This is a genomic window from Halopseudomonas sp. (genome assembly GCF_036960865.1).
In the GTDB taxonomy this organism is placed as follows: domain Bacteria; phylum Pseudomonadota; class Gammaproteobacteria; order Pseudomonadales; family Pseudomonadaceae; genus Halopseudomonas.
This window is the reverse complement of record NZ_JBALWE010000014.1, coordinates 26,955-51,452: the sequence shown is the minus strand read 5'-3', so window position 1 is coordinate 51,452 and position 24,498 is coordinate 26,955. Positions and strand designations below refer to the sequence as shown.

Genomic DNA, 24,498 nt, shown 5'->3' with positions numbered 1-24,498 from the left:
GCAGTGTGGGTAGTCAGTCGGCTCAGAAGGCAACCTGTGCCATCAGCCAGAGTTTGTCGGTCTCGGCGAAGAGTTCGTCTTCTTCGTAGCGCGCGTATTTGCCCAGCAGCGTCACATCACCGAATTTCTTCGCCGCCAGCAGATTCAGTTCCTGACCGTAGTGGGCACTGCCCTGGTCAGCTGAAAAGTCGTGGTAAATCGCTTGCAGCTTGACGCCGAACAGGCTGCCCGAGAGCTGCACATAGAGGTCTTCAAGGCCATCGGCCGGGGTGGTCAGGAATTTGTCCGACCAGCCGTTGAAGGCGTGGCCGGTGGCATAAGGAGTTTGAAACGCCGAGTCATCGGCGCCCAGCAGTTCATAGCCGCCCAGCAATTGCACACCGCTGACGTTGATGCCCAGCTCGGCCAGCTGGTAGTCGGCGCCGATGTTCTGACCATCGGCATAATCGCTCTGGCGCGCATACTCCAGCGCGTAGATCAGATTGCTGCTCTCGCCGAGAGCCGGCTCACCGGTCAGGCGCAAGCCCAGTGTCTGGTTGGAGCCGGCTGGTGCATCATTGAAATCGAGAAAGTAGCCATAACCGGTGATCTTTACCCAGTCGAAACCGGCATACGACAGGTTGACCAGATGGGTGTCGGTGTCGATATCGCCCTTGGGCGAGTCTTCACCAAAGATGCGGTTGACGTTGTAGATGTAGGCATAGTTGAGCGTGGTATCGCTCAGGCTGGTGTTGTTGACGGTAAAACCGTCAAAGGTCTGCTCGTTCTGGCGCCAGCCGACGTTGCCGATAAAACGCGCGTTGTCGTAGATGATGCGCTGGCGACCAAACTTGAGGCCGGTATCCGGGACGCCGGCATAGCTCAGGTAGGCCTGATTGACCTCGGTCCCCTCCGGGTCTGCCACTACGGCGTAATCGGTATGGGCGCTGGGCAACCCGGTGGCATCGTTGTACTTGCCGCCGCCAATCTCGGTTACATCATCAAATTCGACAAAGGCGCCAAAGCCTTTGTAAGGCGCGGTGGCAAAGTTGAGACGGGTGCGCAGCGTTGAGGCGTTGGCCTCCTTGCTCACATCATTCTGATCGACGTACTCGTAGCGGTAACGCAGATCCAGTCCGACCTTGCCCTCGGTGACGGCTTCTTTCAGCGATTGTGCTTCCGTTACTTCCTGCGCCAGCACGGCAGGACTGAAGGCCACCAAAGAGGCGGCCAATACGCTGGCGGTGTTGATTGTCTTGAATCCGTTTTGCTTGATCATGAGCACCCTTTCCTGAAAAACGCGCACAAAAAAAGGCGCCCACGAACATAGCTGTAGAGAACAGGTATGTTGGTGGACGCCTTTGCCCGAAAATTCTGTGATTGATTCTGCTAGGTCTGTCGCCTCGCCCAGTCATTGAGCGCTGCGTCAGGGAGAATTTAGCAAGCGTTGTGCCACAGTTTTCAACTGACTGTTTTTTATGTTTTTTTAGAAAAAAGCAGATGCCATGACCAAGCGACCCTGCCATAGTCCAGTGCAGACTGTGCAGTCATCGCACTGCCGGTGTGCATCCAGAGCTGTTCAACAACCTTCGCTTTACGCCCTCCGCAGGCCGATGCGAGTCTCGCCTCTGCCACTGCATTTTCGACCGACACTGACCCGCCGCAGAGCCGCCTGGCGTCACGCGCCCCATAAATGAGCAGATACACCCGTGCGCCCCAAAATGAGGCACAAGCAACTCACTTCGCTCCGCGGTTATGCCGCAATGCCCGCCGTCAGGGCGCGTGAACTCTCGGACTTATTAAAACTGGTCTGCTATTTGCTTTGAAAATAGCGTTCGCACTCCTTAAAGCAGGCGCAACACACAATTTGCAAATAGAGCGCTAGGGTTCCGGCTGATCTGCTCAGTGACTGGTCCGAGAGCACTCGACCTTTCAGTCAAAGGTTACACGGCGGGACAAAAGCCCGGGAGACGATTGGCATAACAGCCAGGAGTGCTCCGCGTGTCACTGAATGAGAGGTTCAAGATGAAAAAAATTTCAGCACTGGTTCTATCCCTTCTGCTTTCCTCCACCGTCCAGGCGCAAGACAGTTTCAAGGTCTGCTGGTCGATTTATGTAGGCTGGATGCCCTGGGCCTACGGCGCAGAAAGCGGCATCGTCAAGAAGTGGGCCGACAAGTACGACATCGACATTGAAGTGGTGCAGATCAACGACTACATCGAATCCATCAATCAGTACACCGCCGGCCAGTTCGACGCCTGCACCATGACCAACATGGACGCCCTGACCATCCCCGCCGCGGGCGGCGTCGACAGCACCGCGCTGATCGTCGGCGACTTCTCCAACGGCAACGACGGCATCGTGCTCAAGGGCAAACAGCAGCTGGCTGACATCAAGGGGCAGAACGTCAATTTGGTGGAACTCAGCGTCTCCCATTATCTGCTGGCCCGCGCCCTGGAATCGGTCGATATGAAGGAAGCCGACGTGCAGGTGGTCAACACTTCCGACGCCGACCTGGTCGCCGCCTACGGCACCGATGACGTCACCTCGGTGGCCACCTGGAACCCGCTGCTGAGCGAAATCGCCAGCCAGCCCGACAGCCACAAGGTGTTCGACTCCTCGCAGATCCCTGGAGAGATCATCGACCTGCTGGTGATCAATACCGACACCCTGAAAGCGCACCCGCAACTGGGCAAGGCACTCACTGGTGCCTGGTACGAAATCATGCAGAAGATGCAGGCTGAGGAAGCCGTGCGCACCTTCCTGGCTGAAGCCTCCGGCACCGATCTGGCCGGGTACGAGGCGCAGCTGGCCAGCACCGAGATGTTCTATACCCCCGCCGCCGCCCTGCAACTGACCAACAGCGCGAAGCTGCAGCAAACCATGCAGTACGTGGCCGAGTTCTCCTTTGATCACGGTCTGCTGGGCGAGGGTGCACCGGACGCCGGCTTCATCGGCGTCGAGATGCCCGCCGGCACCTACGGCGACAGCAACAACGTCAAGCTGCGCTTTGACCCCAGCTACATGCAACTGGCAGCCGACGGCCAGCTTTGAGCTGAGCCATCGCCTTGAATTAACCGGGGGCGAAAGCCTCCGCCGCAAGGAAACACCATGAAGCGACTGATCAATCTGTCCCCCGCACCCGCCACGCGGCTGTTCATCGGACTGCTGCCGTTCGTGCTGTTGCTGCTGGTGTATATAGTGGCGTCCGACGCGCGGCTGGAGGCCAACCCCAACGACAAGCTGCTGCCGGCCTTCAGCCAGATGGGCGACGCCATTGACCGCATGGCGCTGGAGCCGAGCAAGCGCACCGGCGAATACCTGTTCTGGCAGGACACGGCCAGCAGCCTCAAGCGCCTGGCCATGGGTGTGGCGATTGCCGCCGCCATCGGGCTAGCGTTGGGTCTGCTGACCGGCGCCCTACCGCTGATCAACGCCAGCATGAGCCCGTTGCTGACGGTGGTCTCGCTGATTCCACCGCTGGCCATTCTGCCGGTGCTGTTCATCGTCTTCGGGCTGGGTGAGCTGTCCAAGGTAATGCTGATTGCCCTGGGCATCACCCCGTTCATCGCCCGTGACCTGCAGCGCCGCACCCAGGAAATCCCCAGCGAGCAATTGGTCAAGGCGCAGACCCTGGGCGCCAACACCAGCCAGATCATGGTTCGCGTGCTGCTGCCGCAGCTGATGCCCAAGCTGATCGACGCGGTACGACTGTCGCTGGGCGCCGGCTGGCTCTTCCTGATCGCCGCCGAGGCCATCGCCTCGACTGACGGCCTGGGTTACCGCATCTTCCTGGTGCGCCGCTATATGTCGATGGATGTGATTCTGCCGTACGTGGCCTGGATTACCCTGCTGGCGTTTGTGTTCGATTGGCTGCTGGCCACCCTGAGTCGTCGCCTGTTCCCCTGGAACGTGCAAGGAGGCCACTGATGATTGAAGTAAAGAACGTCGGCAAAAGCTACGACGGCAACCCGGTGCTCGAACGCCTGAACGTCACCGTCAAGGAAGGCGAGTTTGTCACTCTGGTGGGCGCCTCCGGCTGCGGCAAGAGCACCTTCCTGAAAATGCTGCTGGGCACCGAATCACCGAGCAGCGGCGAGCTGCTGCTAGACGGCAGGCCGATTGCCTCGGAACCCGGACCGGACCGCGGCATCGTGTTCCAGCAGTACTCGGTGTTCCCGCACATGACCGTGCTGGAGAACGTCATGGCGGCGGTCGGCTTTGCCCAACGCGGGCTGACCGGCTACCTGTTCGGCAGCAAGCGCAAGCAGGCCCGCCTAGATGCCGAAGCCATCCTCACCGAAGTCGGCCTTGGCCACGCGCTGAAGAAGTACCCGCATGAGCTGTCTGGCGGGATGAAACAGCGTCTGGCGATTGCTCAGGCGCTGCTCGGCAAGCCGCGCATCCTGCTGCTGGACGAACCCTTTGGCGCACTCGATCCGGGCATCCGCGCCGACATGCACGAACTGGTGCTGCGGCTCTGGCAGGAACACAAGCTGACCATCTTCATGGTCACCCACGACATTAAGGAAGGCTTTCACCTCGGCACCCGCCTGTGGGTGTTCGACAAGCTGCGACATGACCCGCACGCACCGCAAGCCTACGGCGCCACCATCACCTACGACCTGCCGATCGACCATAGCGCCCGGCAGCCGGCGCCGCAGACCACCGAACAAACCATTGCCCCGCTGCTGGCCGACGCCGCCAGCTGAGCCACCGAATCACGGAGACAAGGCAGATGACTCTGAACACCTACACAACTGAAATCGCCGGCGCCAGCCACTGGTCCCTGCGCGTGCGCAAGGGCACCCTGGTGCGCCTGACCGACCTGGCCGGCGATGCCAATGTCGGCATGCTGTTCTACAACCCGGAAAACCTGCTGGAGCGCTATAACGCACCAGACACCCTGAAGGGCCAGCACACCTTCAAACTGACCCGCGGCAACTGCCTGTACTCCGACATGGGGCGCATCTTCGCCTCCATCGTCGAAGACGATCTGGGCTGGCACGAAAGCGTTTGCGGCAACAGCAACGCCGCTCAGGTAGCCGAACGCTGGGGCGCGCGTGACTACCAGAACGCCCGCAACGAATGGCACCAGAACGGCTACGACGCCTTCCTGGTCGAGCTGGCCAAGTACGGTCTGGGCCGCGCCGACATGGCCGCCAACCTGAATCTGTTCAGCAAGGTCGCCACCGACGATGAAGGCCGCATGCAACTAGTCTCCGGTCACAGCCAGGCCGGCAGCCAGGTGGCCCTGCGCTTCGAGATGGACACCTTGGTCGTGCTGCACACCTGCCCGCACCCGCTCAGCAGCGCCGACAGCTACCCCTACACGCCAGTGCGCATCGAGCTTAGCCAGGCCGCGCCGGTCAGCGATGACGACTTCTGTCGCAACTTCCGCCCGGAAAATCAGCGCGGCTTCCAGAACAACGCCCTGTACCACCTGGGCAAGTAAGCGAGGACACCATGATCAAGCACAGCTCCCGCCTCCCCGAACAGGCCCTCTCCCGCACCACCATCGGCGCTGGCGATTACTACATCGGCATCGTCAAGGCCGGCCAGACCCTGCGCCTGCTGGACCTGGAAGGCAATCAGGCCGCCGACACCCTGTTCTTCAGCGCCGCCAACCCGGTCGAGCGCTACAGCGCCACCGACACCATCCGCGAGCAGGGCAACGTCTACCTGACCGCAGGCTCGGTGATTCGCTCGAACGAAAACAACCCGATGCTGGAAATCGTCGCCGATACCTGCGGCCGTCACGACACGCTGGGCGGTGCCTGCGCCAGCGAAAGCAACACCGTGCGCTACGACCTGGAAAAGCGCTGCATGCACTCGTGCCGTGACAGCTGGATGCTGGCCGTGGCCGAGAACCCGCAATACGGCATCAGCAAGCGCGACATCACCCACAACATCAACTTCTTTATGAACGTCCCGGTGACCGCCGAAGGCGGCCTGACCTTTGAGGACGGCATCTCCGGCGCTGGTAAGTATGTCGAGCTGACCGCGCTGATGGACGTGGTGATCCTGATTTCCAACTGCCCGCAGCTGAACAACCCGTGCAACGGTTACAACCCGACGCCAGTTGAATTGCTGGTTTGGTCTGAGTAACCCGTACCACGAGACATCACAGCTTCAGTGGACGGCCACTGTCGTAAACAAAGCAGCCTGGGACGGCCCGGCAAAGGCTAGCGACATGTTCAACAAGGTTCTGATCGCCAACCGTGGCGCCATCGCCACCCGCATCATCCGCACCCTGCGCAAACTGGGTATCGGCTCAGTCGCCGTCTACGCCGAATGCGACGCCGACAGCCTGCACGTGCGGCTCGCTGACGAGGCCTACAGCCTCGGCGAAGGCGCCGCTGCCGACACCTATCTGCAGGTCGACAAACTGCTGGCCATCGCCGCCGACACCGGCGCCCAGGCCATCCACCCCGGTTACGGCTTTCTCAGTGAGAACGCCAACTTCGTGCGCCGCTGCGAGGCCGCCGGGATCGCCTTTATCGGCCCGACGCCCGAGCAGATGCTCGCTTTCGGTCTCAAGCACCGCGCCCGTGAACTGGCCGAGCAGGCCAATGTGCCGCTGCTGCCGGGCACCGATCTGTTGACCGATCTGGCGGCAGCCAAGGCAGAAGCCGCGCGTATCGGCTATCCAGTCATGCTCAAGAGCACCGCCGGTGGCGGCGGTATCGGCATGCAGCTGTGCCACAGCGAAGACGAACTGGCCGGTGCCTTCGACAGCGTCAAGCGTCTCGGCGCCAGCAACTTTGCCGACGACGGCGTATTCCTGGAGAAATTCATCGCCCGCGCCCGCCACATTGAGGTGCAGGTGTTTGCCGACGGCAAGGGCAACGCGCTGGCACTCGGTGAGCGCGACTGCTCCAGCCAGCGCCGCAATCAGAAAGTAGTGGAAGAATGCCCGGCACCGAACCTGAGCGACTCGGTCCGCAGCGAGCTGCACGCCACTGCTGAAAAGCTGCTGTCCAGCGTCAGCTACCGCAACGCCGGTACCGTCGAGTTCATTTACGACGCCGACAGTCACCAGTTCTACTTCCTTGAAGTAAACACCCGCCTGCAGGTGGAGCACGGCGTGACCGAAGAGGTGTTCGGCGTTGATCTGGTCGAGTGGATGGTACGGCTGGCCGCCGGCGAGGAGCTTGAACTGAACGCGCGCCGCGCCAGCCTTGCGCCCAAGGGCCATTCCATTCAGGTGCGTCTGTACGCCGAAGACCCGTTCCGCGACTTCCAGCCCTGCGCCGGCCTGCTCAGCGAAGTGGCTTTCCCCTCCGGTGACGGCATCCGCATCGACCACTGGATCGAATCCGGGCTGGAAGTACCGCCCTACTTCGACCCGATGCTGGCCAAGGTCATCGTCCACGCCGAAGACCGCGCCGCCGCGCTGACCAAGCTGCAGGACACACTGGACGCCACCCGCCTGTACGGCAGCGAAACCAACCTCGACTACCTGCGCGCGCTGACCCGCGACCCGGCGCTGCTGGCTGGCGAGGTCACCACCCGCTACCTCAACAGCTTCCGCTTCCAGCCGGCGCGCATCGACGTGCTGGCTGGCGGCACCCAGACCACCATTCAGGACTTTCCGGGCCGCACCGGCAGCTGGGATGTTGGCGTGCCGCCGTCCGGCCCCTTCGACAGCTACGCCTTCCGCCTTGGCAACCGCCTGCTGAACAACCCGGCCGACGCCGCCGGACTGGAAATCACCCTGCAAGGCCCAACCCTGCGTTTTGCCAGCGCCAGCCAGATCGTGCTGAGCGGCGCTGCGATTGACGCCAAGCTGGATGACCAGCCGATTGCCGCCTGGCAGGTGATTGATATTGCCGCAGGGCAAACCCTGACCCTCGGTCGCATCAAGGACGCCGGTGCCCGAGCCTATCTGGCAGTGCTCGGCGGTCTGCAATGCCCGGATTATCTCGGTTCCAAATCCACCTTCACCCTCGGTCAGTTCGGCGGCCACAACGGCCGTGCGCTGCGCACCGGTGACGTGCTGCATCTGAGCGCAGGTGTCAGCCCGGTTGCGTCTGCCGAAGTACCCGGCGAGCTGCGCCCGGCGATCAGCAACCAGTGGGAGCTGCGGGTGATCTACGGCCCGCATGGCGCACCGGACTTTTTCACCGCCAAGGACATCGACAGCTTCTTCGCCACCGACTGGGAGATCCACTACAACTCCAGCCGCACCGGCGTGCGTCTCATAGGTCCGAAACCGGAGTGGGCACGCGAAGACGGCGGTGAGGCCGGTCTGCACCCCTCCAACATTCACGACAACGCCTACGCCTTCGGCACCGTCGATTTCACCGGCGACATGCCGGTCATCCTCGGCCCGGATGGCCCATCGCTGGGTGGCTTCGTCTGCCCGGCCACCGTCATCACCGCCGACCTGTGGAAGCTCGGCCAGCTGCGCGCCGGCGACAAAGTGCGCTTTGTACCGGTCAGCATTGAGCAGGCGGTCGCGCTGGAAGCGGCGCAGATCCAGCAGATCGACGCGCTGGCCGCCACGCCGGTTGAATGGCAGCCGGTGGCGGTAGACACACCGATTCTCAAGCGCCTGCCAGCCGAGCAGTTCGGTGACGAGATCGTCTACCGCGCCGCTGGCGACCACTTCCTGCTGGTCGAATACGGCGAGCAGATGCTGGATATCCGCCTGCGTTTCCGCGCCCACGCGCTGATGCAGTGGCTGCAGCAAAACCCGGTGGCTGGCCTGCGTGAGCTGACCCCGGGCATCCGCTCGCTGCAGGTGCATTTCGACAGCCAGCAATTGAGCCATGACGCCCTGCTCGATCACCTGCTCAAGGCCGAGCAGGCACTGTCGGAACGCCTCAACGAACTGGCCGTACCCTCGCGTATCGTGCACATCCCGCTGTCCTGGGACGACGAGGCCTGCCAGCTGGCGATCGAAAAATACACCCAGTCGGTGCGCAAGAATGCGCCCTGGTGCCCGAGCAATCTGGAGTTCATCCGCCGCATCAACGGGTTGGACAGTATCGACGACGTCAAGAAGGTGCTGTTCGAGGCGTCCTATCTGGTCATGGGCCTCGGCGACGTCTACCTCGGCGCGCCGGTGGCCACGCCGACCGACCCGCGCCACCGTCTGGTGACCACCAAGTACAACCCGGCGCGCACCTGGACCGCCGAAAACTCGGTCGGCATCGGCGGCTCCTACCTCTGCGTCTACGGCATGGAAGGCCCCGGCGGCTATCAGTTCGTCGGCCGTACCCTGCAGATGTGGAACCGCTACCGCCAGACCCGCGAGTTCAGCAAGCCCTGGCTGCTGCGCTTCTTTGACCAGATCCGCTTTTATGAAGTCAGCCACGAGGAGCTGCGGCAGATTCGCCGCGACTTCCCGCAGGGCCGCTATCCGCTGCGCATCGAGGAAAGCCACTTCAGCCTCGCCGAGCACGAAGCCTTCATCAACGACAACGCCGACGACATCGACGCCTTCAAGCAGCAGCGCAACGCCGCCTTCGCCGAAGAGCTCCGCCAGTGGCACGCCAACGGCCAGTTCAACTTCGAAAGCGAAGAGCTGGAGAGCAGCGATGAGGATGTCAGCTGGCCGGAAGACAGCGTCGGTGTCGACAGCCCGGTATCCGGCAGTCTGTGGCAGGCCGAGGTCAAGGTCGGCGATCAGGTCAAGGCAGGGCAAACCCTGCTGATTCTCGAATCCATGAAGATGGAAATCCCCTTACAGGCGCCGTGCGACGGCGTCGTCACCCACGTATTGCAACAGGCCGGTGGCCGCGTACAGGCCGGCCAACCGCTGGTGGTATTGCAGGACGCCGCCCAGGAGAACAACGCATGACAATCGATATGAGCATCAGCGGCCTGAAACAGGCCTATGCCAATAACAGCCTGACACCGACTCAACTGCTGGCCGGCATCCGCGAGCAAGCCGCCGCGCTGGCTGACCACAACATCTGGATTCATCTGCTCAGCGAGGCCGAGCAACAGCCCTATCTCGACGCACTGGCAGACAAGGACCCGGCATCCACACCGCTGTGGGGTGTGCCCTTTGCCATCAAGGACAACATTGATCTGGCCGGCATCCCCACTACCAACGGCTGCGAGGCGTTTGCCTATACGCCGAGCGCGTCGTCACAGGTGGTGCAGCAGTTGATCGACGCCGGTGCGATTCCCGTCGGCAAGACCAATCTCGACCAGTTTGCCACCGGCCTGAACGGCACCCGCTCGCCCTACGGCCCCTGCCACAACGCCTTCGACTTCGACTATATAAGCGGCGGTTCCAGCGCCGGCTCGGCGGTCTCGGTCGCCAAGGGTCTGGCCACTTTCAGCCTGGGCACCGATACCGCTGGCTCCGGCCGGGTGCCCGCGTGCTTCAATAACCTGGTCGGCCTGAAGCCCACTCGCGGCCTGCTGTCGGCCAGCGGCCTGGTGCCAGCCTGCCGCAGTCTGGATTGCATCAGCATCTTTGCCCTGAACAGCGACGATGCCAATAGCGTGCTGAGCTGCGCCGAAGGTGTTGATGAAGAGGACGGCTACAGCCGCGCCAACCCCTTCGACAACCGGGCCCGCCACTACGGCCTGCGCAGCGGTCCATTGAAAATCGGCGTATTGCCCGCCGAGCAACTGCAGTTCTTCGGTGACGCGCACTACGCTGCGGCCTACGCGCAGACCCTTGAGCAACTGCGCGGTGATGACATCGAACTGGTCACCATCGATTACACCCCCTTCAACGAAGCCGCCCTGCTGCTCTATGAAGGCCCCTGGGTGACCGAACGCTACCTCGCCGCCCAGCCGCTGATCGACGACAATCCCGAGGCCATCTTCCCGGTGGTGCGCGAGATCATCGCCCCCGGCGGCAAGCCGCCAGCCACTGCGCTGTTCAAGGCACAGTATCGGCTGGAAGAACTGAAAAAGGCTTGCCATGACCAGCTGCAAGGGCTGGATTGTCTGCTGACACCCACCGCCGGACGGTTGTTCACCATCGCTGAAATGCTCGACGAGCCGATCCTGCACAACAGCCAGCTGGGCTACTACACCAATTACATGAACCTGGTCGACATGACCTCGGTCGCCGTGCCCACCGCCTTCACCCAGGCCGGCCTGCCCTTCGGCGTGACCCTGGTTGGCCCGGCGTTCAGCGACCGCGCGCTGCTGTCAATCGCCAACCGTGTGCAGCAGCACCTGCCATTGCCCGCCGGCAGCAGCCAACAGCCACAGCCGGCGCTGAGCAGCCAGCCGGTCGGCGCCCGAGACTGCATTGACGTGCTGGTTTGCGGCGCCCATCTGGATGGCCTGCCGCTAAACTGGCAGTTGCGCGAGCGCGGCGCTGTGCTCAAGCGTCACACACAGACCGCGCCGCATTACCTGATGTATGCCCTGGCCGGCGGCCCTCCCTTCCGTCCGGGATTGATTCGCGACGAGGACACCGGCGTCGCCATCGAGGTGGAAATCTGGTCAATCCCCAGCAGCGAATTCGGCAGCTTTGTTGCCGGCATACCCGCGCCGCTGGGCATTGGCAAAGTGCAGATTGCCGATGGCAGTTGGGTCTGCGGCTTCATCTGTGAGCCTTATGGGCTCGCAGGCAGCACTGACATTTCCGCCCTGGGCGGCTGGCGGGCGTATATGGCACAGCGCTGACCAGGAATGCCGGAAGGCTGCGAAAAACGCAGGGCGAGACTTTTCCGCAGACAGCACATAAGATAGCCAGTGACCATGTAGTCAATCTGGGTGCAGTTCATGGAAAAACGGAAATTCCCTCGCCAGATGTGTGCAGTCGATGCTGTGCTGTCGATGGCCGAAGGAGAAAGCCATCACTGCCTCATCAGCGAATACAGCCAGGGCGGTTTACAGATCACCTTTGATGCCGCGATTGCCGGCGGCATTCTCAAGAGCCTCAATCAGCTCGCGGCCCAGCAGGGCAAAGCCAGCATCAGCTTTCGGCAGGCCAATCAACATTTGCGCCTGCCGGTGTCCATTGTGCATTTCACCGCGCAGAGCGCCGGCTTACAGCTGCATAACCCGGACCCGTCGATCTACCGTGTGCTGCACCACCTCTCGGCCGCCCAGGCAGACAACAACACCAGCAGCTCACTGACTCGCAACCAGCCGTTGCTCAGCGACCGCCACCGCAAGACGCTTATGCAGGCGGCCTGCACCGTACTGCACAACTACCTGCGCGACCAATACACCGGCTTTTGCCAACAGCTGGAGCAGGCATTATTCAGCGCTGCCGACCAGCAAACCAATAATGCCGCGCAGCAACACTTCTTTGTAGCCATCCGCCAATTTCGCAAAGAGCGGCAAGGCATTTTTGCCGCGCTGAGCCGCAGCATGATTGCCGAGGCGATGGCCGTCAGCAAGGGCGAAACCAGTGCCCTGCCACATGCCGCCGGCACGGACCGCAAACGTGCCTCGCCACTGGAGCTGGTAACCAAAAACGATTTCGAAGACTGGCTGCTGGTCCGCGTCGCCATTTCCAAGGTCGAGTTAAAGCTGCGCGAAGCGCTGATAGAACTGCAGATTCGCGTCGACGCCGCCTTTGGGCAACGTGACGGCAAACGCACCTACAATCCTTTCTCACCCGCCGCGCTGTGCAACGGCTTTTTCGATCAAGTGCGCCACCTGCAGCTGCCCTACGCCCAGCTCGAAGTCGTGTACGCAGTACTGCAGAAAACCCTGCTCAGCGACCTGGACGGCTTTTATCAGCAACTGAATCAGGTGTTCATCGACGCCGACATCCTGCCTTCGATAGACGTCACTCAGTACCTTGCCGAGCAGGCCCTGCAGAAACGACCAGCGGCGCCCGCAGAAAAAGCCGAGCAACCCACAAGCGAGAACTCGCCCACTGCGTCGATGCCCAGTCCGGATTCGACCAGCACCAGCAACGGCAACGCCGGTGGGCGAGCACATTCCCAAACCGTCGCCAGTCCGGGGGCCTCGGCCTATGGCACGGTAACGCAGTTGCTGGGCCTGCGGCGGCAGGCGCGTGGTCACGTGGGCAACAACGCCAGCGCTGCACCCGGAGAACAGCAGGCCGTCGCCAGGCAACTGGGCCAGCTGCAGCAGAGCCTGCTCAACGGCAGCGTACAGTTGCAGCAGCCCGGCGCCCTCAAGGACTTGATCCAGCAGGCCAAGGGCAATACCAAGGCGCTGTCCGATCAGGAGCAGGACGCCGCCGACACCATTGAGGGGCTATTCGACAGCATCCTGCAGAGCGACCGTATCTCCGGCGAGCTGCGCGAGGAGTTCAGCAAGCTGCAGGTGCCGCTCTTGCGCGCCATGTTGCAGGACCCGGAAATCTTCTCGGCGCAGAATCATCCAGCCCGGCAGGCGCTCAATTACATCGCGCTACTATCGGACCGCAGCAGCACCAACCTGGCCGCCAATACACCGGTCATCCTGGATACCATTCGCAGCATTCTGGGTGACAAGTCAGAGGGCAGCGGCTTCAGCCAGAGTATCGACAAGCTGGATCAACTGGTCAGCCGCGAAAAGCGCCTGATCGAACGCAATCTACAGCGCATTCGCCAGGGTTGTGACGGCCAGCAGCGCTTGCGCCACGCCAACCGTCAGATTCAACATGAACTGGGACGCATGCTGGCCGAGCCGGTACCACAGCCGGTGATTGATCTGATCGAGCACGGCTGGCGAGCCCTGATGCGCCTCAGTTACCTGCGCGAAGGGGTCGCCAGCCGCTCTTGGGAAATCACCCTGCAGGTGATCGAACAACTGGCAGCCCAGGGCGATCCGAAGCGCCTGGCACGCCTGGACAGCGTGATCAGCGACGCCGACATGCTGCGCCTGCTGGAAAAGGGCCTGTCCAAGGTGCCGGAGGACCAGTTCAGTCATGGCCGGCTGTTGCAGCAGCTGCGTGATATGCAAAAAGCCGCGCCGGGCCAGCTAGAGCTGATCGCCTATGACCCGCCGGGACAGGCCGAACCAAGCCTGCAGGAGCGACTCGACGCGCTGACTGACGAGGACCCGACATGGCAACGCTGGATCAAACGGGTACGCAGCTTGCGCACCTCGCAATGGTTCGAGCTCAGCCACGGCAAGCTGCAGGAAAAACTGGTGCAACTGGCCTGGATCGCGGACGACGACAGCCTTTACGTGTTCGCCAACCACCAGGGCACGCAGAAGCTCGAGCTACCCCTAGAGCGCGTTGCTGCCTTGCTGCGCGACGGCCACCTGGTGCTGCTCAGCGACGCCGCCCTGCCGGCGGTAGAGCAAGGGCTTGATGCGCTGGTGCAAAAGGTCTACGACAAGCTGGCGTTTGACTCCTGCCACGACCCGCTAACCGGTTTTCTGACCCGCAAGGAATTTTGCCGCACGCTGGCACAGAGAGTGGCGGCAACCGATGACGGGGAACGCCAGTTCAGCCTGATATTCCTCGACATCCTGCAGTTCAAGATCATCAACAACACCTGTGGCTATGAGGCTGGCGACATCTTTCTGCGCGAGCTAGCCCAGCGCCTGAAGCAGTTTATGCCCGTCGATGCCCTGATCGGTCGCATGGGCGCGGACCAGTTTGCCCTTCTGCTCAATGAAGACGCCGAGACCCTGGGCTACAACAGCGCGCGCGAGCTCAAGAAAATGATTGAGAGCCAGCGCTTTGCCTACGAAGAGCACAACTTCGTCATCAATACGGCGCTGGCCCTAGCGGGCTTCAACCAGGGTAACCAGAAGGTCATGGAGCTGTTGCGCTCGGTCGAGGCGGCCACCAGCCTGTCGAAGAAGACCGGTTACAAGGATGTGCAGATGGTGCGGCCCGGCGACCAGCAGCTGGAAAAGCTCGACGAAATCATGGCCTGGGTCAACCGCATCAACAAAGCGCTGGACAACGACAACCTAAAATTGCGCTGCCAGCAGATCACCCCGATCAACGGCAGCCCGCGCACCTTGCCGCACTATGAGGTGCTGCTCAGCGTGCTGGATGAACAGGGCGAGGCCGCGCCGCCGGCGGAGTTCATCCGCGTCGCCGAAGAGTACAACCGCATGGCCGCGGTGGACCGCTGGGTGGTTGAACATGTGCTGCAATGGATGCATCAGAACATGGACGATCTGCACCTGTTCGGCGGCTTTTCGATCAACCTGTCCGGCCACAGTATGAATGACGAGACCTTTCTCGACTTCATCTTCGATGCCCTGGTGCGCTACCCGGTGCCGCGCAACAAGCTGGTATTCGAGATTACCGAAACCGTCGCGGTGACCAATCTCGACGACGCCGCCGATTTCATCAAGGAAATGCGCAGCATCGGCTGCCGCTTCTCGCTGGACGACTTTGGCGTCGGGCAATCGTCCTACTCCTACCTCAAGCGCCTGCCGGTAGACTTCATCAAGATCGACGGCAACTTCGTGCGCGACATCAATACCAACGACGTCGACTACGCGCTGGTCAAATCCATCACCGAGATGGGCCACTACCTGAAGAAGAAGGTGATCGCCGAGTACGTAGGCAGTGAGGACATCCTCAACACAGTGACCCATGTGGGCGTGGATTATGCCCAGGGCTACCACTTTGGCGCGCCGCTGATGCTGGATCAGCTTGATCTGAACCGGCAACTCTAGAATCTCGGCGAGCCTCTCGCCGAGCATCAAAAAACAATGCTATATGACGCACTAATAGCATCAATCAGCGCCAATACGTATCAGCTTACAAACTACTCAAGCGAGTTTCTCTCCGTTTCAATGAGCCTTCGCGTTTACCAATAAAAATCGGCTCAACCGAGTGAAGGAGTAAGTCATGCTGTCCGTTCTCAGCGATATGTTGTGGAGCAAGGTTCTCATTGCGTTGTTGATTGGCCTTGGCGTGTGGTTCACCCTCGCCTCGCGCTTCGTGCAATTTCGGTATTTTGGCAAGATGTTCGGCATCCTCACTGCCAATCACCATGAGGCCGACAAGCGCCACCTCAGCTCCTTCCAAGCTCTGATTCTATCGGTTGCCGGTCGCGTTGGCGGCGGCAACATCGCCGGTGTGGCGGTAGCCATTACTCTGGGTGGTCCCGGAGCGATTTTCTGGATGTGGGTAGTGGGCCTGATGGGTATGGCCACCAGTTTCTTCGAGTGCACCCTGGCGCAGGTCTACAAGACCGCCGAGCCCGACGGTGCCTTTCGCGGCGGCCCGGCGCACTATATCGAGCGCGGACTGGGCAAGAACTGGAAGTGGCTGGCGGTGATCTATTCGATCCTGCTGCTGGTAACCTTCGGTATCGGCTTCATTGCGCTGCAATCCTATGCGGTTGCCACCTCCCTGCAGGACGCCTTCGACATCCCTCTTTACTACAGCGGCATCGGTCTGGCGCTGGTGGTTGGCCTGATCATTTTTGGCGGAGTCAAGCGCATCGCCCAGGTCGCCGAGGTGCTGGTGCCGATCATGGCCGGCGGCTATCTGCTGATTGCCATTGTCGTGCTGGGCCTCAACTTCACCGCCATTCCCGATACCCTGATGCTGATCGTCAACAGCGCCTTCGGTCTGGGACCGGCGGTGGGCGGCGGTATTGGTGCGGCCATCATGATGGGCGTCAAGCGCGGCCTGTTTTCCAACGAGGCAGGCCTGGGCAGTGCACCGAACGTGGCGGCGGTCGCCTTTGTACCGCACCCGGCCAACCAAGGTGTGGTGCAGTCGTTCTCGGTCTTCATCGATACCATTCTGCTGTGTACCTGCACCGCGCTGATCATCCTCATGGGCACCGCCTACGACCCCAGTCTTGCTGACTCCAGCCAGGGCGTGGCCCTGACGCAGGCTTCGCTGGCCACCCATATTGGCGAATGGGGCCGGGTGTTCGTGAGTATCGCCATGTTGCTGTTCGGCTTCAGCACCGTGCTCTACAACTACTATCTGGGCGAAAACAGCGTCAGCTACCTGACCGGTGGACGGGGCAACGAATTCCTCATGAATGGCTTCCGGGTGGTGGTGATCTGTCTGTGCTGTTTGGGCGCAATCATGGATCTGGGTACCGTGTTCGGCTTCGCCGATCTGACCATGGGGCTGCTCGCGCTGGCCAACCTGATCGCCCTTGCCATGCTGTGGAAGAAAGGTCTGCGGGTAATGCAGGACTACGATCGCCAGCTCAAGGGTGGTAACCCGACGCCCGTGTTCCGCGCCGAGGACTTCGCTGATCTGGACCTGGACCCCGAAGCCTGGCCGCGCAATCCGAACAACCCACAGCAAGCTTGACCTGACCCGGCGCCTCCTCTGCGGGGCGCCTTTTCCCTTTCGGTGAAAATGACATGAACACCCGCTCAGAATACGATCTGCTCGGTTATCAGGATGTGCCCAGCGATGCCTGGTACGGCATCCAGACCCAGCGCGCCGCGGCCAACTTTGCCATCACCGGCGTGCCTATCTCCCACTTTCCGGAACTGATCCGCGCGCTGGCGATGGTCAAGCAGGCTGCGGCACTGACCAACCAAGACTACCGGCTGCTCAGCGCAGAAAAGACCGACGCCATTGTCTCGGCCTGCCAAGACATCGCCCAGGATCAGTATCACGACCAGTTCATCGTTGACGTGATTCAGGGTGGCGCCGGCACCTCGACCAACATGAATGCCAACGAGGTCATCGCCAACGTCGCGCTGGTCAAGCTCGGCCATCAACGCGGCGACTATCAATTCCTGCACCCCAATGATGACGTCAATCGCTCACAATCGACCAACGACGCCTACCCCACCGCGGCCTGCCTGGGGATTCAATTCGCCGCCGACGCCTTTGTTCCGGCGCTGGCCTCGCTGAAATCCGCGCTGGAAGACAAGGGCCGCGAGTTTGCACATATTGTGAAGATGGGCCGTACCCAGCTGCAGGACGCGGTCCCCATGACCCTGGGTCAGGAGTTCGATGCCTTTGCGGTCACTCTGGGTGAGGATATCGACCGCATCAGCGAGGCCTGTGCCCTGCTTTGCGAGGTCAACCTGGGCGGCACCGCCATCGGCACCGGCATCAACACGCCAGATGGCTACTCGGCCAAAGTGGTGGCGTGTCTGGCGCAGGTCTCGGGCAAGCCACTGGTGCCGGCGACCAATCTGGTCGAAGCCACCTCCGACATGGGCGCCTTTGTGTTCTTTTCCGGAATCCTCAAGCGCCTGGCGATCAAGCTGAGCAAGATGAGCAACGACCTGCGTCTGCTCTCCAGTGGCCCGCGTACCGGCCTGGGTGAGATACAGCTGCCGCCCATGCAGCCGGGCTCCTCGATCATGCCTGGCAAGGTCAACCCGGTCATCCCCGAGGCGATGAACCAGACCGCCTATCAGGTGATTGCCGCCGACCTTGCCGTCACTCTGGCCGCCGAAGCCGGCCAGCTGCAGCTCAACGCCATGGAGCCCATGATCATCTACAATCTGCTGAACTCCCTGAAAATGCTCAAGGAAGCCTGCCAGATGCTGGAACATCGCTGCATTCGCGGCATCATTGCCAACGAGCAGGCGTGCGCGGCACACGTGGACAACAGCATCGGCATCATCACCGCACTGGTGCCGCACATTGGCTACAGCAATGCCTCTCGCATCGCGCACACAGCGTTAATGACCGGCAGTACGGTCAAGGCGCTGATCATCGCCGAGAGCCTGATGTCGGAAGCACAGCTGAACCTGTTGCTCAGCCCGCAGTCCATGCTGGCCCCGCACAAGGAGGTCTCATGAGCGCGGCGGTGCTGGTCCTTTACACGGGCGGCACCATCGGCATGACCGCGACAGACCGGGGCCTGACCCCCACCCCGGGGCTGCGCGCAAGAATTGAACAACAGTTCGGTGCCAGCCTGGCGGAGCTGCCCAGTTTCGAGCTGCTGGAGCTGGAGCCGCTGATCGACAGCGCCAACATCACCCCAGCACACTGGCAGCGGCTGGCCGCCCTGCTGGCCGAGCATTGGGAACATTATCAGGGCTTTGTCATCCTGCACGGCACCGACACCATGGCCTACAGCGCAGGCGCCCTGGCGTTCATGCTGGGCGCCTGCCAAAAAAATGTGCTCTTCACCGGTGCCCAGGTTCCGTTGGGACTGCCGGGCAGCGATGCCGCCGACAACCTGCGCCAGGCGCTGACGCTGGCGGTCGGACCGCGCATTCCCGACGTCAGTCTGGTGTTCAACGACCGTCTGCTGCGCGGTAGCCGTATCCGCAAGGTCAGTAGCAAACGTTTTGCGGCGTTCGACAGCCCGAACGAAGCCCCGCTGGGTAACCTGACCAACACGGCCACCCTGCATCACCAGCGCATGCTGAGCGCGGACGCAGCATCACGCGCGCCCCAGCTGGCAGCGCAACTGAACTTTCAGCCGGGCGCCGTAGCCCTGCTCACACTGCATCCCTGCATGCCCAGCGCGCTGTACGACGCGCTGTTGGCCGACCCCAAGTGCCGCGCAGTGGTATTGCAAAGTTACGGCGCCGGCAACATCCCCAGCCGCGATCAGGCCTTCAACGCTTTTCTCTGCCGCGCGCGGGCGCGCAACAAGGTGCTGGTGAACATCAGCCAGTGCCTGGACGGCGGCGTTAGCCCCGGCACCTACGCCGCTAGTGCGTCGCTGCAGGAACAAGGCGTGCTCAATGGGGGAGATATGACGCCCGAGGCGGCGTTCTGCAAATTGCACTGGCTGATCGCCGGTGGTCGCGACCAAGCGACTGTGCGCGAGGACTGGGCAGAGCTCTACTGCGCCGAGCGCTCACCTGACTGAGCGCTCAGAAGCGCGCCCGAAAATGCCAGTCGCCGGCGACAATATCATTACGCACCGAAGCGCGAATATCTTCATCCAATTCCGGATCATCCGCCGCGTAGAGGCCGCACAGCGATAGCACCCGCTGGCGGTCCACCCGTGTACCCAGATACTCGTACAGCACACGGGTGCAGCAGGGAACACGCTCGCCACTGCCGGATACGCCCAGGCGCAGCCCGGTAATCCGATCCACCCGGTTCTGGAACGAAGGATAAAGAATGGTTTGCGTCATCTCGAAATTGGTCAATGTTTCATAATCGAGCAGAAAGATGCGGTCAGAGAGAAACTGCACCAACCCCTTGTAAACACCGTGAAACGGTTTGCCGCCACGCTTGGGTTTGATGCGTTCGGTGCGCTGGTAACAGGCATTGCCGTCACGCCGCTCGATGCACACCAGGGTGCGCAGAATACTGCCCGGATAAGCCATGGAGAGGTAATACTCGAAGTAGTAGCCAAGGTACTTTTCCAGCCCTGCCTGCCCCACGCTGTTCAGGTGCGCCAGATGCTCCACCTCGGCCGTCGGTGCTGCCGGACGCGGCTGCGGCTGCTGCTGCGGCCGCACCTGCACCAGCCGCTGGAACTGGCCATGAGGCAACAGTATCTCGTGGACTTCTACACCAAAGAAGTCACAGAGCCTGCGCATGGTGCTATCCGACGGCTTGTTGCTGCCATTGAGGTAACGGTTGAACTGTGGGCGATTGATGCCCAGGCGGCGGCAGACTTCGGCGGTGGATTTATAGTAACTGCACAGCAGCCGCAGATTGTCGCCAAAGTCGTCGGGCATGGGGGCTCTCCGTTTTTTGCGCCATACTAGACAAAGGCCGCGCGCTTGGAAACTCGAAGATGCCCTGCTCGCATCAGCGCTGACCGGGTCATTTGTCCGCTGTCGATTGTGTCTGTGTGCCGGATCAGGGAAAATGGCCGCCACTTTTCGTTCAAGCCAGGCGCCACGCCGCATCCCGGTCGCGCCGGCAGTCAAATTCTGGAACACCTCAGCTGATGTCGAACTCCCCGATCGCCAAGGAAGTCGGTAAGCGCCGCACTTTCGCCATTATCTCGCACCCTGATGCCGGTAAGACCACCATCACCGAGCGCCTGCTGCTGATGGGCCAGGCAATCAGCGTAGCCGGCACGGTCAAATCGCGTAAATCCGACCGCCACGCCACCTCCGACTGGATGGCCATGGAAAAGGAACGCGGTATTTCGGTGACCACCTCGGTCATGCAGTTCCCTTATCGCGATGCGATGGTCAACCTGCTCGACACCCCCGGCCACGAAGACTTCTCGGAAGATACCTACCGCACCCTGACCGCCGTGGATTCGGCGCTGATGGTGCTCGATGGCGGTAAGGGCGTCGAACCGCGCACCATCGCGCTGATGGACGTGTGCCGTTTGCGCGACACGCCCATCGTCAGCTTCGTCAACAAACTCGACCGCGACATCCGCGATCCCATTGAGCTGCTTGATGAGATTGAGGAAGTGCTCAACATCAAGGCCGCACCCATTACCTGGCCCATCGGTTGCTATCGTGACTTCAAGGGCGTGTATCACCTGAGCCGCGACTGCATCATCGTGTATGAGCCAGGCCACGGTCACGAGCGCACCGAGACCAAGATCATCGAGCGCCTGGATTCGGACGAAGCCCGCGCGCATCTGGGCGATCTCTATGACGATTTCGTCGACCAGCTGGAACTGGTGCAGGGCGCCTGCCACGAGTTTGATCCGGCGGCGTTTCTCAAGGGCGAGATGACGCCGGTGTTCTTCGGTACCGCCCTGGGCAACTTCGGCGTCGACCAGGTGCTGGATGCGATCGTCGACTGGGCTCCACCGCCGCAGTCACGCGCCAGCCATGAGCGCACCGTTGAGCCCGTTGAAGCGCCCTTCACCGGGTTTGTGTTCAAGATTCAAGCGAATATGGACCCCAAGCACCGCGACCGCATCGCCTTTGTGCGCATCTGCTCCGGCCGCTACGAAAAGGGCATGAAGCTGCACCATGTGCGCACCGGCAAGGACGTGCGCATCGCCGACGCCTTGACCTTCTTCGCCGCCGAGCGCGAGCACCTGGAAGAAGCCTGGGCCGGCGACATCATCGGCTTGCACAACCACGGCACCATCCAGATTGGCGATACCTTTACCGAAGGCGAGAAGATCGGCTTCACCGGTATTCCGCACTTTGCCCCGGAACTATTCCGTCGTGTGCGCCTAAAGGACCCGCTGAAATCCAAGCAGCTGCGCCAGGGCCTGCAGGAGCTGGCTGAAGAAGGTGCAACTCAAGTGTTCTTCCCTGAGCGCAACAACGACATCATTCTCGGCGCCGTGGGTGTGCTGCAGTTCGACGTGGTCGCCGCGCGCTTGAAGCAAGAGTACAAGGTGGAATGCCTGTACGAGCCGATCAACGTCTGGTCCGCGCGCTGGGTTGAGTCCAGCGATCGCAAGAAGCTGGAAGAGTTCAGCAACAAGGCGACCGACAATCTGGCCGTCGACGGCGGCGGCCACCTGACCTATCTGGCGCCAACCCGCGTCAACCTCAGCCTGATGGAAGAGCGCTGGCCCGAGATCAAGTTCCGCGCCACCCGCGAGCACCACTAAGCGACCAACGATGAGAAGCCCGTTCCGCTCTTGGGTTCGGGCTTCTCATCGTTTTCGCCCCAAGGTTTCCCGCTTGCGGCTTGCAACCCGCGCGCGTAGCGTTATCCCATGCGCTATATAGACACCCATACCCATATCGACTTTGCCGCCTTCGACCACGACCGCGACGCGGTACTGGAAGACTGCCTGCGCCTCGGCGTCCAGCGGCTGGTGGTGCTGGGCGTCACCGCCAACAACTGGTCGCAAGTATGGCAGCTGAGCCAGCAACACCCCATGCTGCACGCGGCCTTTGGCCTGCACCCGATGTTCTGCGCCGAACACCAGCCGCAGCACCTTGACCAATTGCGCCAGCGGCTGCAGGACTGCACAGACAACAGGCAGCTGTGTGCGGTGGGCGAATTCGGCCTGGACTTCTATATCGAACAGGCCGACCGCGAGGCACAGCAAAGCCTGTTCGAGCAACAACTGGCCATAGCAGCCGACTTCACGCTGCCAGCACTGCTGCACGTGCGCCGTGCCCACGCCCAATGCATCGCCACCCTGAAGCGATTCAGACTGCAGCGCGGCGGCATCATCCATGCCTTTACCGGCAGCCGCGAAGAGGCGGCCGAGTACATCAAACTGGGCTTCAAGCTGGGCCTGGGCGGGGCCGCTACCTGGCCGCAGGCCAAACGCCTGCACCGCACCATCGCCGACCTGCCGGCGGCGAGCATGGTGCTGGAAACCGACTCACCCGACATGCCGCCCGGCTTTGCCGCTGGGCAACGCAACAGTCCGCAACACATCCCGCAGATTGCCGAATCTCTGGCTGCACTGCGTGACGTGCCCCTGCCGCAGTTTGCCGAACAGTGCTGGCATAACAGCTGTGAATTATTCGACTGGGCCGACGCGCCGATGCCTTGACCCGCCCCCTCTGTTACAGTCAAAGGCCTGTGCCACAAGCCATTAGAGGAGAGGTCCCGTGCCATTTCTTGGCGTTGCCATTTTTTTTATCTGGCTGGTTTTGCTGCTGCGTTTTCCACGCGTGATGCTACCGGTCAGCGGCGTGCTGGCCGGTCTGGGCCTGTTGTTGGGGCTAGCGGTAGGCTTTCTGCAGTGGCAGCAGGCACAACGCATCGACCAACTGGACTTCGAACTCACCTATCAACCGCAGCAATGCGAGTTCGGTAAACCCCTCGCGGTGCGCATTCGCAACCAGAGCGCCTACCCGGTCCAGCAGCTGCATTGGCAGCTGGTCGCCAGCCAGCCGGGCCATGAGACCAATCTGCTGGATGCGGGCGTAGTGCTGGCCTTTTCCAGCGCGCCGCGTTTGGCGCCCGGTGAGCAGCGCCTGCTCTGTTACAGCGTGCCCCGACTGCGGCGGGGCTTCCGCGAGGCAGAGCTGGAATACCGCGTCGATGCGGTCAGCGCAGAATTTATCCGCTAACCAACAAGGACAATAACAATGAACCAAGAAGTCGCGTTGATTACAGGTTGCTCCACCGGCATCGGTCAGGCCCTGGCCCACGCCTGTCTGGATGCCGGCTATCAGGTCTGGGCCACCGCCCGCAATCCGGAGACGCTGGCACCGCTGGTGGCCCGCGGCGCGGTTGCCGTCGCTCTGGATGTGAACGATGCGGCTCAGCGCCAGGCCTGTGCCGAGCGCTTGCGTAGCGAAGCCGGGCGTCTGGATCTGCTGATCAACAATGCCGGTTACGGCGCCATGGGGCCGATCATGGATGCCGACCGCGACACCCTGCTCAAGCAGTTCGACACCAACGTGTTTGCCCCTTTGCAGCTGGTACGCGAGACCGCTGACCTGCTACGCGACAGCAAGGGGCTGATCGTCAACATTGGCAGTGTGTCAGGCGTTACTACCACGCCCTTCTCTGGCGTTTACTGCGCCTCCAAGGCCGCCCTGCACGCCATTTCCGATGCCCTGCGCATGGAACTGCACCCCTTTGGCATCGGCGTCCTGACAGTGATGCCCGGCGCCATTGCTTCGGACTTCGGCAACAATGCCAGCGCTGCCATCACAATGTCGGAGAGCTCTTGGTTCAAACCCTGGGAGAAAGCAGTGCAGGCGCGCGCCAAGGCATCACAGAACGCACAATCCACCAGCGCGAAAGACTTTGCCAAAGAGCTGCTGGGTTATGTGAAAAATCCGGTGCGACCCGAGCAGGCGTTGATTGGTCACAACGCACGCAGCATGGTTCGCCAGAAGCGTTGGCTACCGCTGTCGATCCTCGACAAACGCATGCGCAAGCGCTTCAAGCTGGAGTAA

At 61.7% G+C, this 24,498-nt stretch carries 17 protein-coding genes and 1 riboswitch; of the genes, 15 read left to right on the top strand and 2 right to left on the bottom strand.

Going from position 1 to position 24,498, the window contains the following annotated elements; all coding sequences use genetic code 11:
• Nucleotides 1–22: 22 nt before the first annotated feature.
• The gene (locus tag V7747_RS17600; protein ID WP_335617316.1) at nt 23–1,258 is read right to left on the bottom strand and encodes an alginate export family protein; all 1,236 of its coding nucleotides are present in this window, start codon (nt 1,256–1,258) and stop codon (nt 23–25) included.
• Nucleotides 1,259–1,849: 591 nt separating this feature from the next.
• Nucleotides 1,850–1,951, top strand: a riboswitch (guanidine-I (ykkC/yxkD leader).
• A 53-nt stretch (nt 1,952–2,004) separates the two neighbouring features.
• Here V7747_RS17600 and V7747_RS17595 point away from each other — a divergent pair.
• The 11 genes from V7747_RS17595 to V7747_RS17545 all read left to right on the top strand — a co-directional run bounded on the left by V7747_RS17595 (nt 2,005) and on the right by V7747_RS17545 (nt 19,607).
• Nucleotides 2,005–3,033, top strand: a complete 1,029-nt coding sequence (locus tag V7747_RS17595; protein ID WP_335617315.1) for a putative urea ABC transporter substrate-binding protein — start codon at nt 2,005–2,007, stop codon at nt 3,031–3,033.
• Nucleotides 3,034–3,090: 57 nt separating this feature from the next.
• Nucleotides 3,091–3,909, top strand: a complete 819-nt coding sequence (locus V7747_RS17590) for an ABC transporter permease (RefSeq protein WP_335617314.1) — start codon at nt 3,091–3,093, stop codon at nt 3,907–3,909.
• Nucleotides 3,909–4,691 carry an ABC transporter ATP-binding protein gene (locus V7747_RS17585; protein ID WP_335617313.1) on the top strand — a complete coding sequence of 261 codons (783 nt, stop codon included), beginning with the start codon at nt 3,909–3,911 and terminating at the stop codon, nt 4,689–4,691. The genes V7747_RS17590 and V7747_RS17585 overlap by 1 nt, the downstream gene beginning before the upstream one ends.
• Before the next feature lie 26 nt (nt 4,692–4,717).
• Complete coding sequence (locus V7747_RS17580) at nt 4,718–5,434, top strand: urea amidolyase associated protein UAAP1 (RefSeq protein ID WP_335617312.1); 717 nt, start codon at nt 4,718–4,720, stop codon at nt 5,432–5,434.
• Between the two features lie 11 nt (nt 5,435–5,445).
• Nucleotides 5,446–6,087, top strand: a complete 642-nt coding sequence (locus V7747_RS17575; protein WP_233049014.1) for an urea amidolyase associated protein UAAP2 — start codon at nt 5,446–5,448, stop codon at nt 6,085–6,087.
• Nucleotides 6,088–6,172: 85 nt separating this feature from the next.
• Nucleotides 6,173–9,787 carry an urea carboxylase gene (gene uca, locus V7747_RS17570; RefSeq protein WP_335617311.1) on the top strand — a complete coding sequence of 1,205 codons (3,615 nt, stop codon included), beginning with the start codon at nt 6,173–6,175 and terminating at the stop codon, nt 9,785–9,787.
• Nucleotides 9,784–11,586, top strand: coding sequence for an allophanate hydrolase (gene atzF, locus V7747_RS17565; RefSeq protein WP_335617310.1), 1,803 nt, complete (start codon nt 9,784–9,786; stop codon nt 11,584–11,586). The genes uca and atzF overlap by 4 nt, the downstream gene beginning before the upstream one ends.
• A gap of 99 nt (nt 11,587–11,685) precedes the next feature.
• On the top strand, nt 11,686–15,516 hold the full coding sequence (locus V7747_RS17560) for a DUF1631 family protein (RefSeq protein WP_335617309.1): 3,831 nt from the start codon (nt 11,686–11,688) through the stop codon (nt 15,514–15,516).
• 175 nt (nt 15,517–15,691) lie between these two features.
• Complete coding sequence (locus tag V7747_RS17555; RefSeq protein ID WP_335617308.1) at nt 15,692–17,125, top strand: alanine/glycine:cation symporter family protein; 1,434 nt, start codon at nt 15,692–15,694, stop codon at nt 17,123–17,125.
• Nucleotides 17,126–17,178: 53 nt separating this feature from the next.
• Entirely contained in the window at nt 17,179–18,582 is a 1,404-nt protein-coding gene (locus tag V7747_RS17550; protein ID WP_335617307.1) for an aspartate ammonia-lyase, read from the top strand.
• The gene (locus tag V7747_RS17545; protein ID WP_335617306.1) at nt 18,579–19,607 is read left to right on the top strand and encodes an asparaginase; all 1,029 of its coding nucleotides are present in this window, start codon (nt 18,579–18,581) and stop codon (nt 19,605–19,607) included. The genes V7747_RS17550 and V7747_RS17545 overlap by 4 nt, the downstream gene beginning before the upstream one ends.
• A gap of 4 nt (nt 19,608–19,611) precedes the next feature.
• On the opposite strand, the gene V7747_RS17540 is transcribed toward V7747_RS17545, so the two are convergent.
• Nucleotides 19,612–20,430: a helix-turn-helix transcriptional regulator gene (locus V7747_RS17540; RefSeq protein WP_335617305.1), complete on the bottom strand. Its 819-nt coding sequence runs from the start codon at nt 20,428–20,430 to the stop codon at nt 19,612–19,614.
• 215 nt (nt 20,431–20,645) lie between these two features.
• On the opposite strand from V7747_RS17540, the gene V7747_RS17535 reads away from it, so the two are divergent.
• The 4 genes from V7747_RS17535 (at nt 20,646) to V7747_RS17520 (ending at nt 24,498) form a co-directional block, all read left to right on the top strand.
• Nucleotides 20,646–22,235: a peptide chain release factor 3 gene (locus V7747_RS17535; protein ID WP_335617304.1), complete on the top strand. Its 1,590-nt coding sequence runs from the start codon at nt 20,646–20,648 to the stop codon at nt 22,233–22,235.
• 108 nt (nt 22,236–22,343) lie between these two features.
• The gene (locus V7747_RS17530) at nt 22,344–23,138 is read left to right on the top strand and encodes a TatD family hydrolase (protein ID WP_335617303.1); all 795 of its coding nucleotides are present in this window, start codon (nt 22,344–22,346) and stop codon (nt 23,136–23,138) included.
• Nucleotides 23,139–23,196: 58 nt separating this feature from the next.
• A complete protein-coding gene (locus V7747_RS17525; RefSeq protein WP_335617302.1) occupies nt 23,197–23,661 on the top strand; it encodes a hypothetical protein in 465 nt (154 codons plus the stop codon).
• An 18-nt stretch (nt 23,662–23,679) separates the two neighbouring features.
• Nucleotides 23,680–24,498 (top strand): SDR family oxidoreductase, encoded by an 819-nt coding sequence (locus V7747_RS17520; protein WP_335617301.1) that lies wholly within the window; start codon nt 23,680–23,682, stop codon nt 24,496–24,498.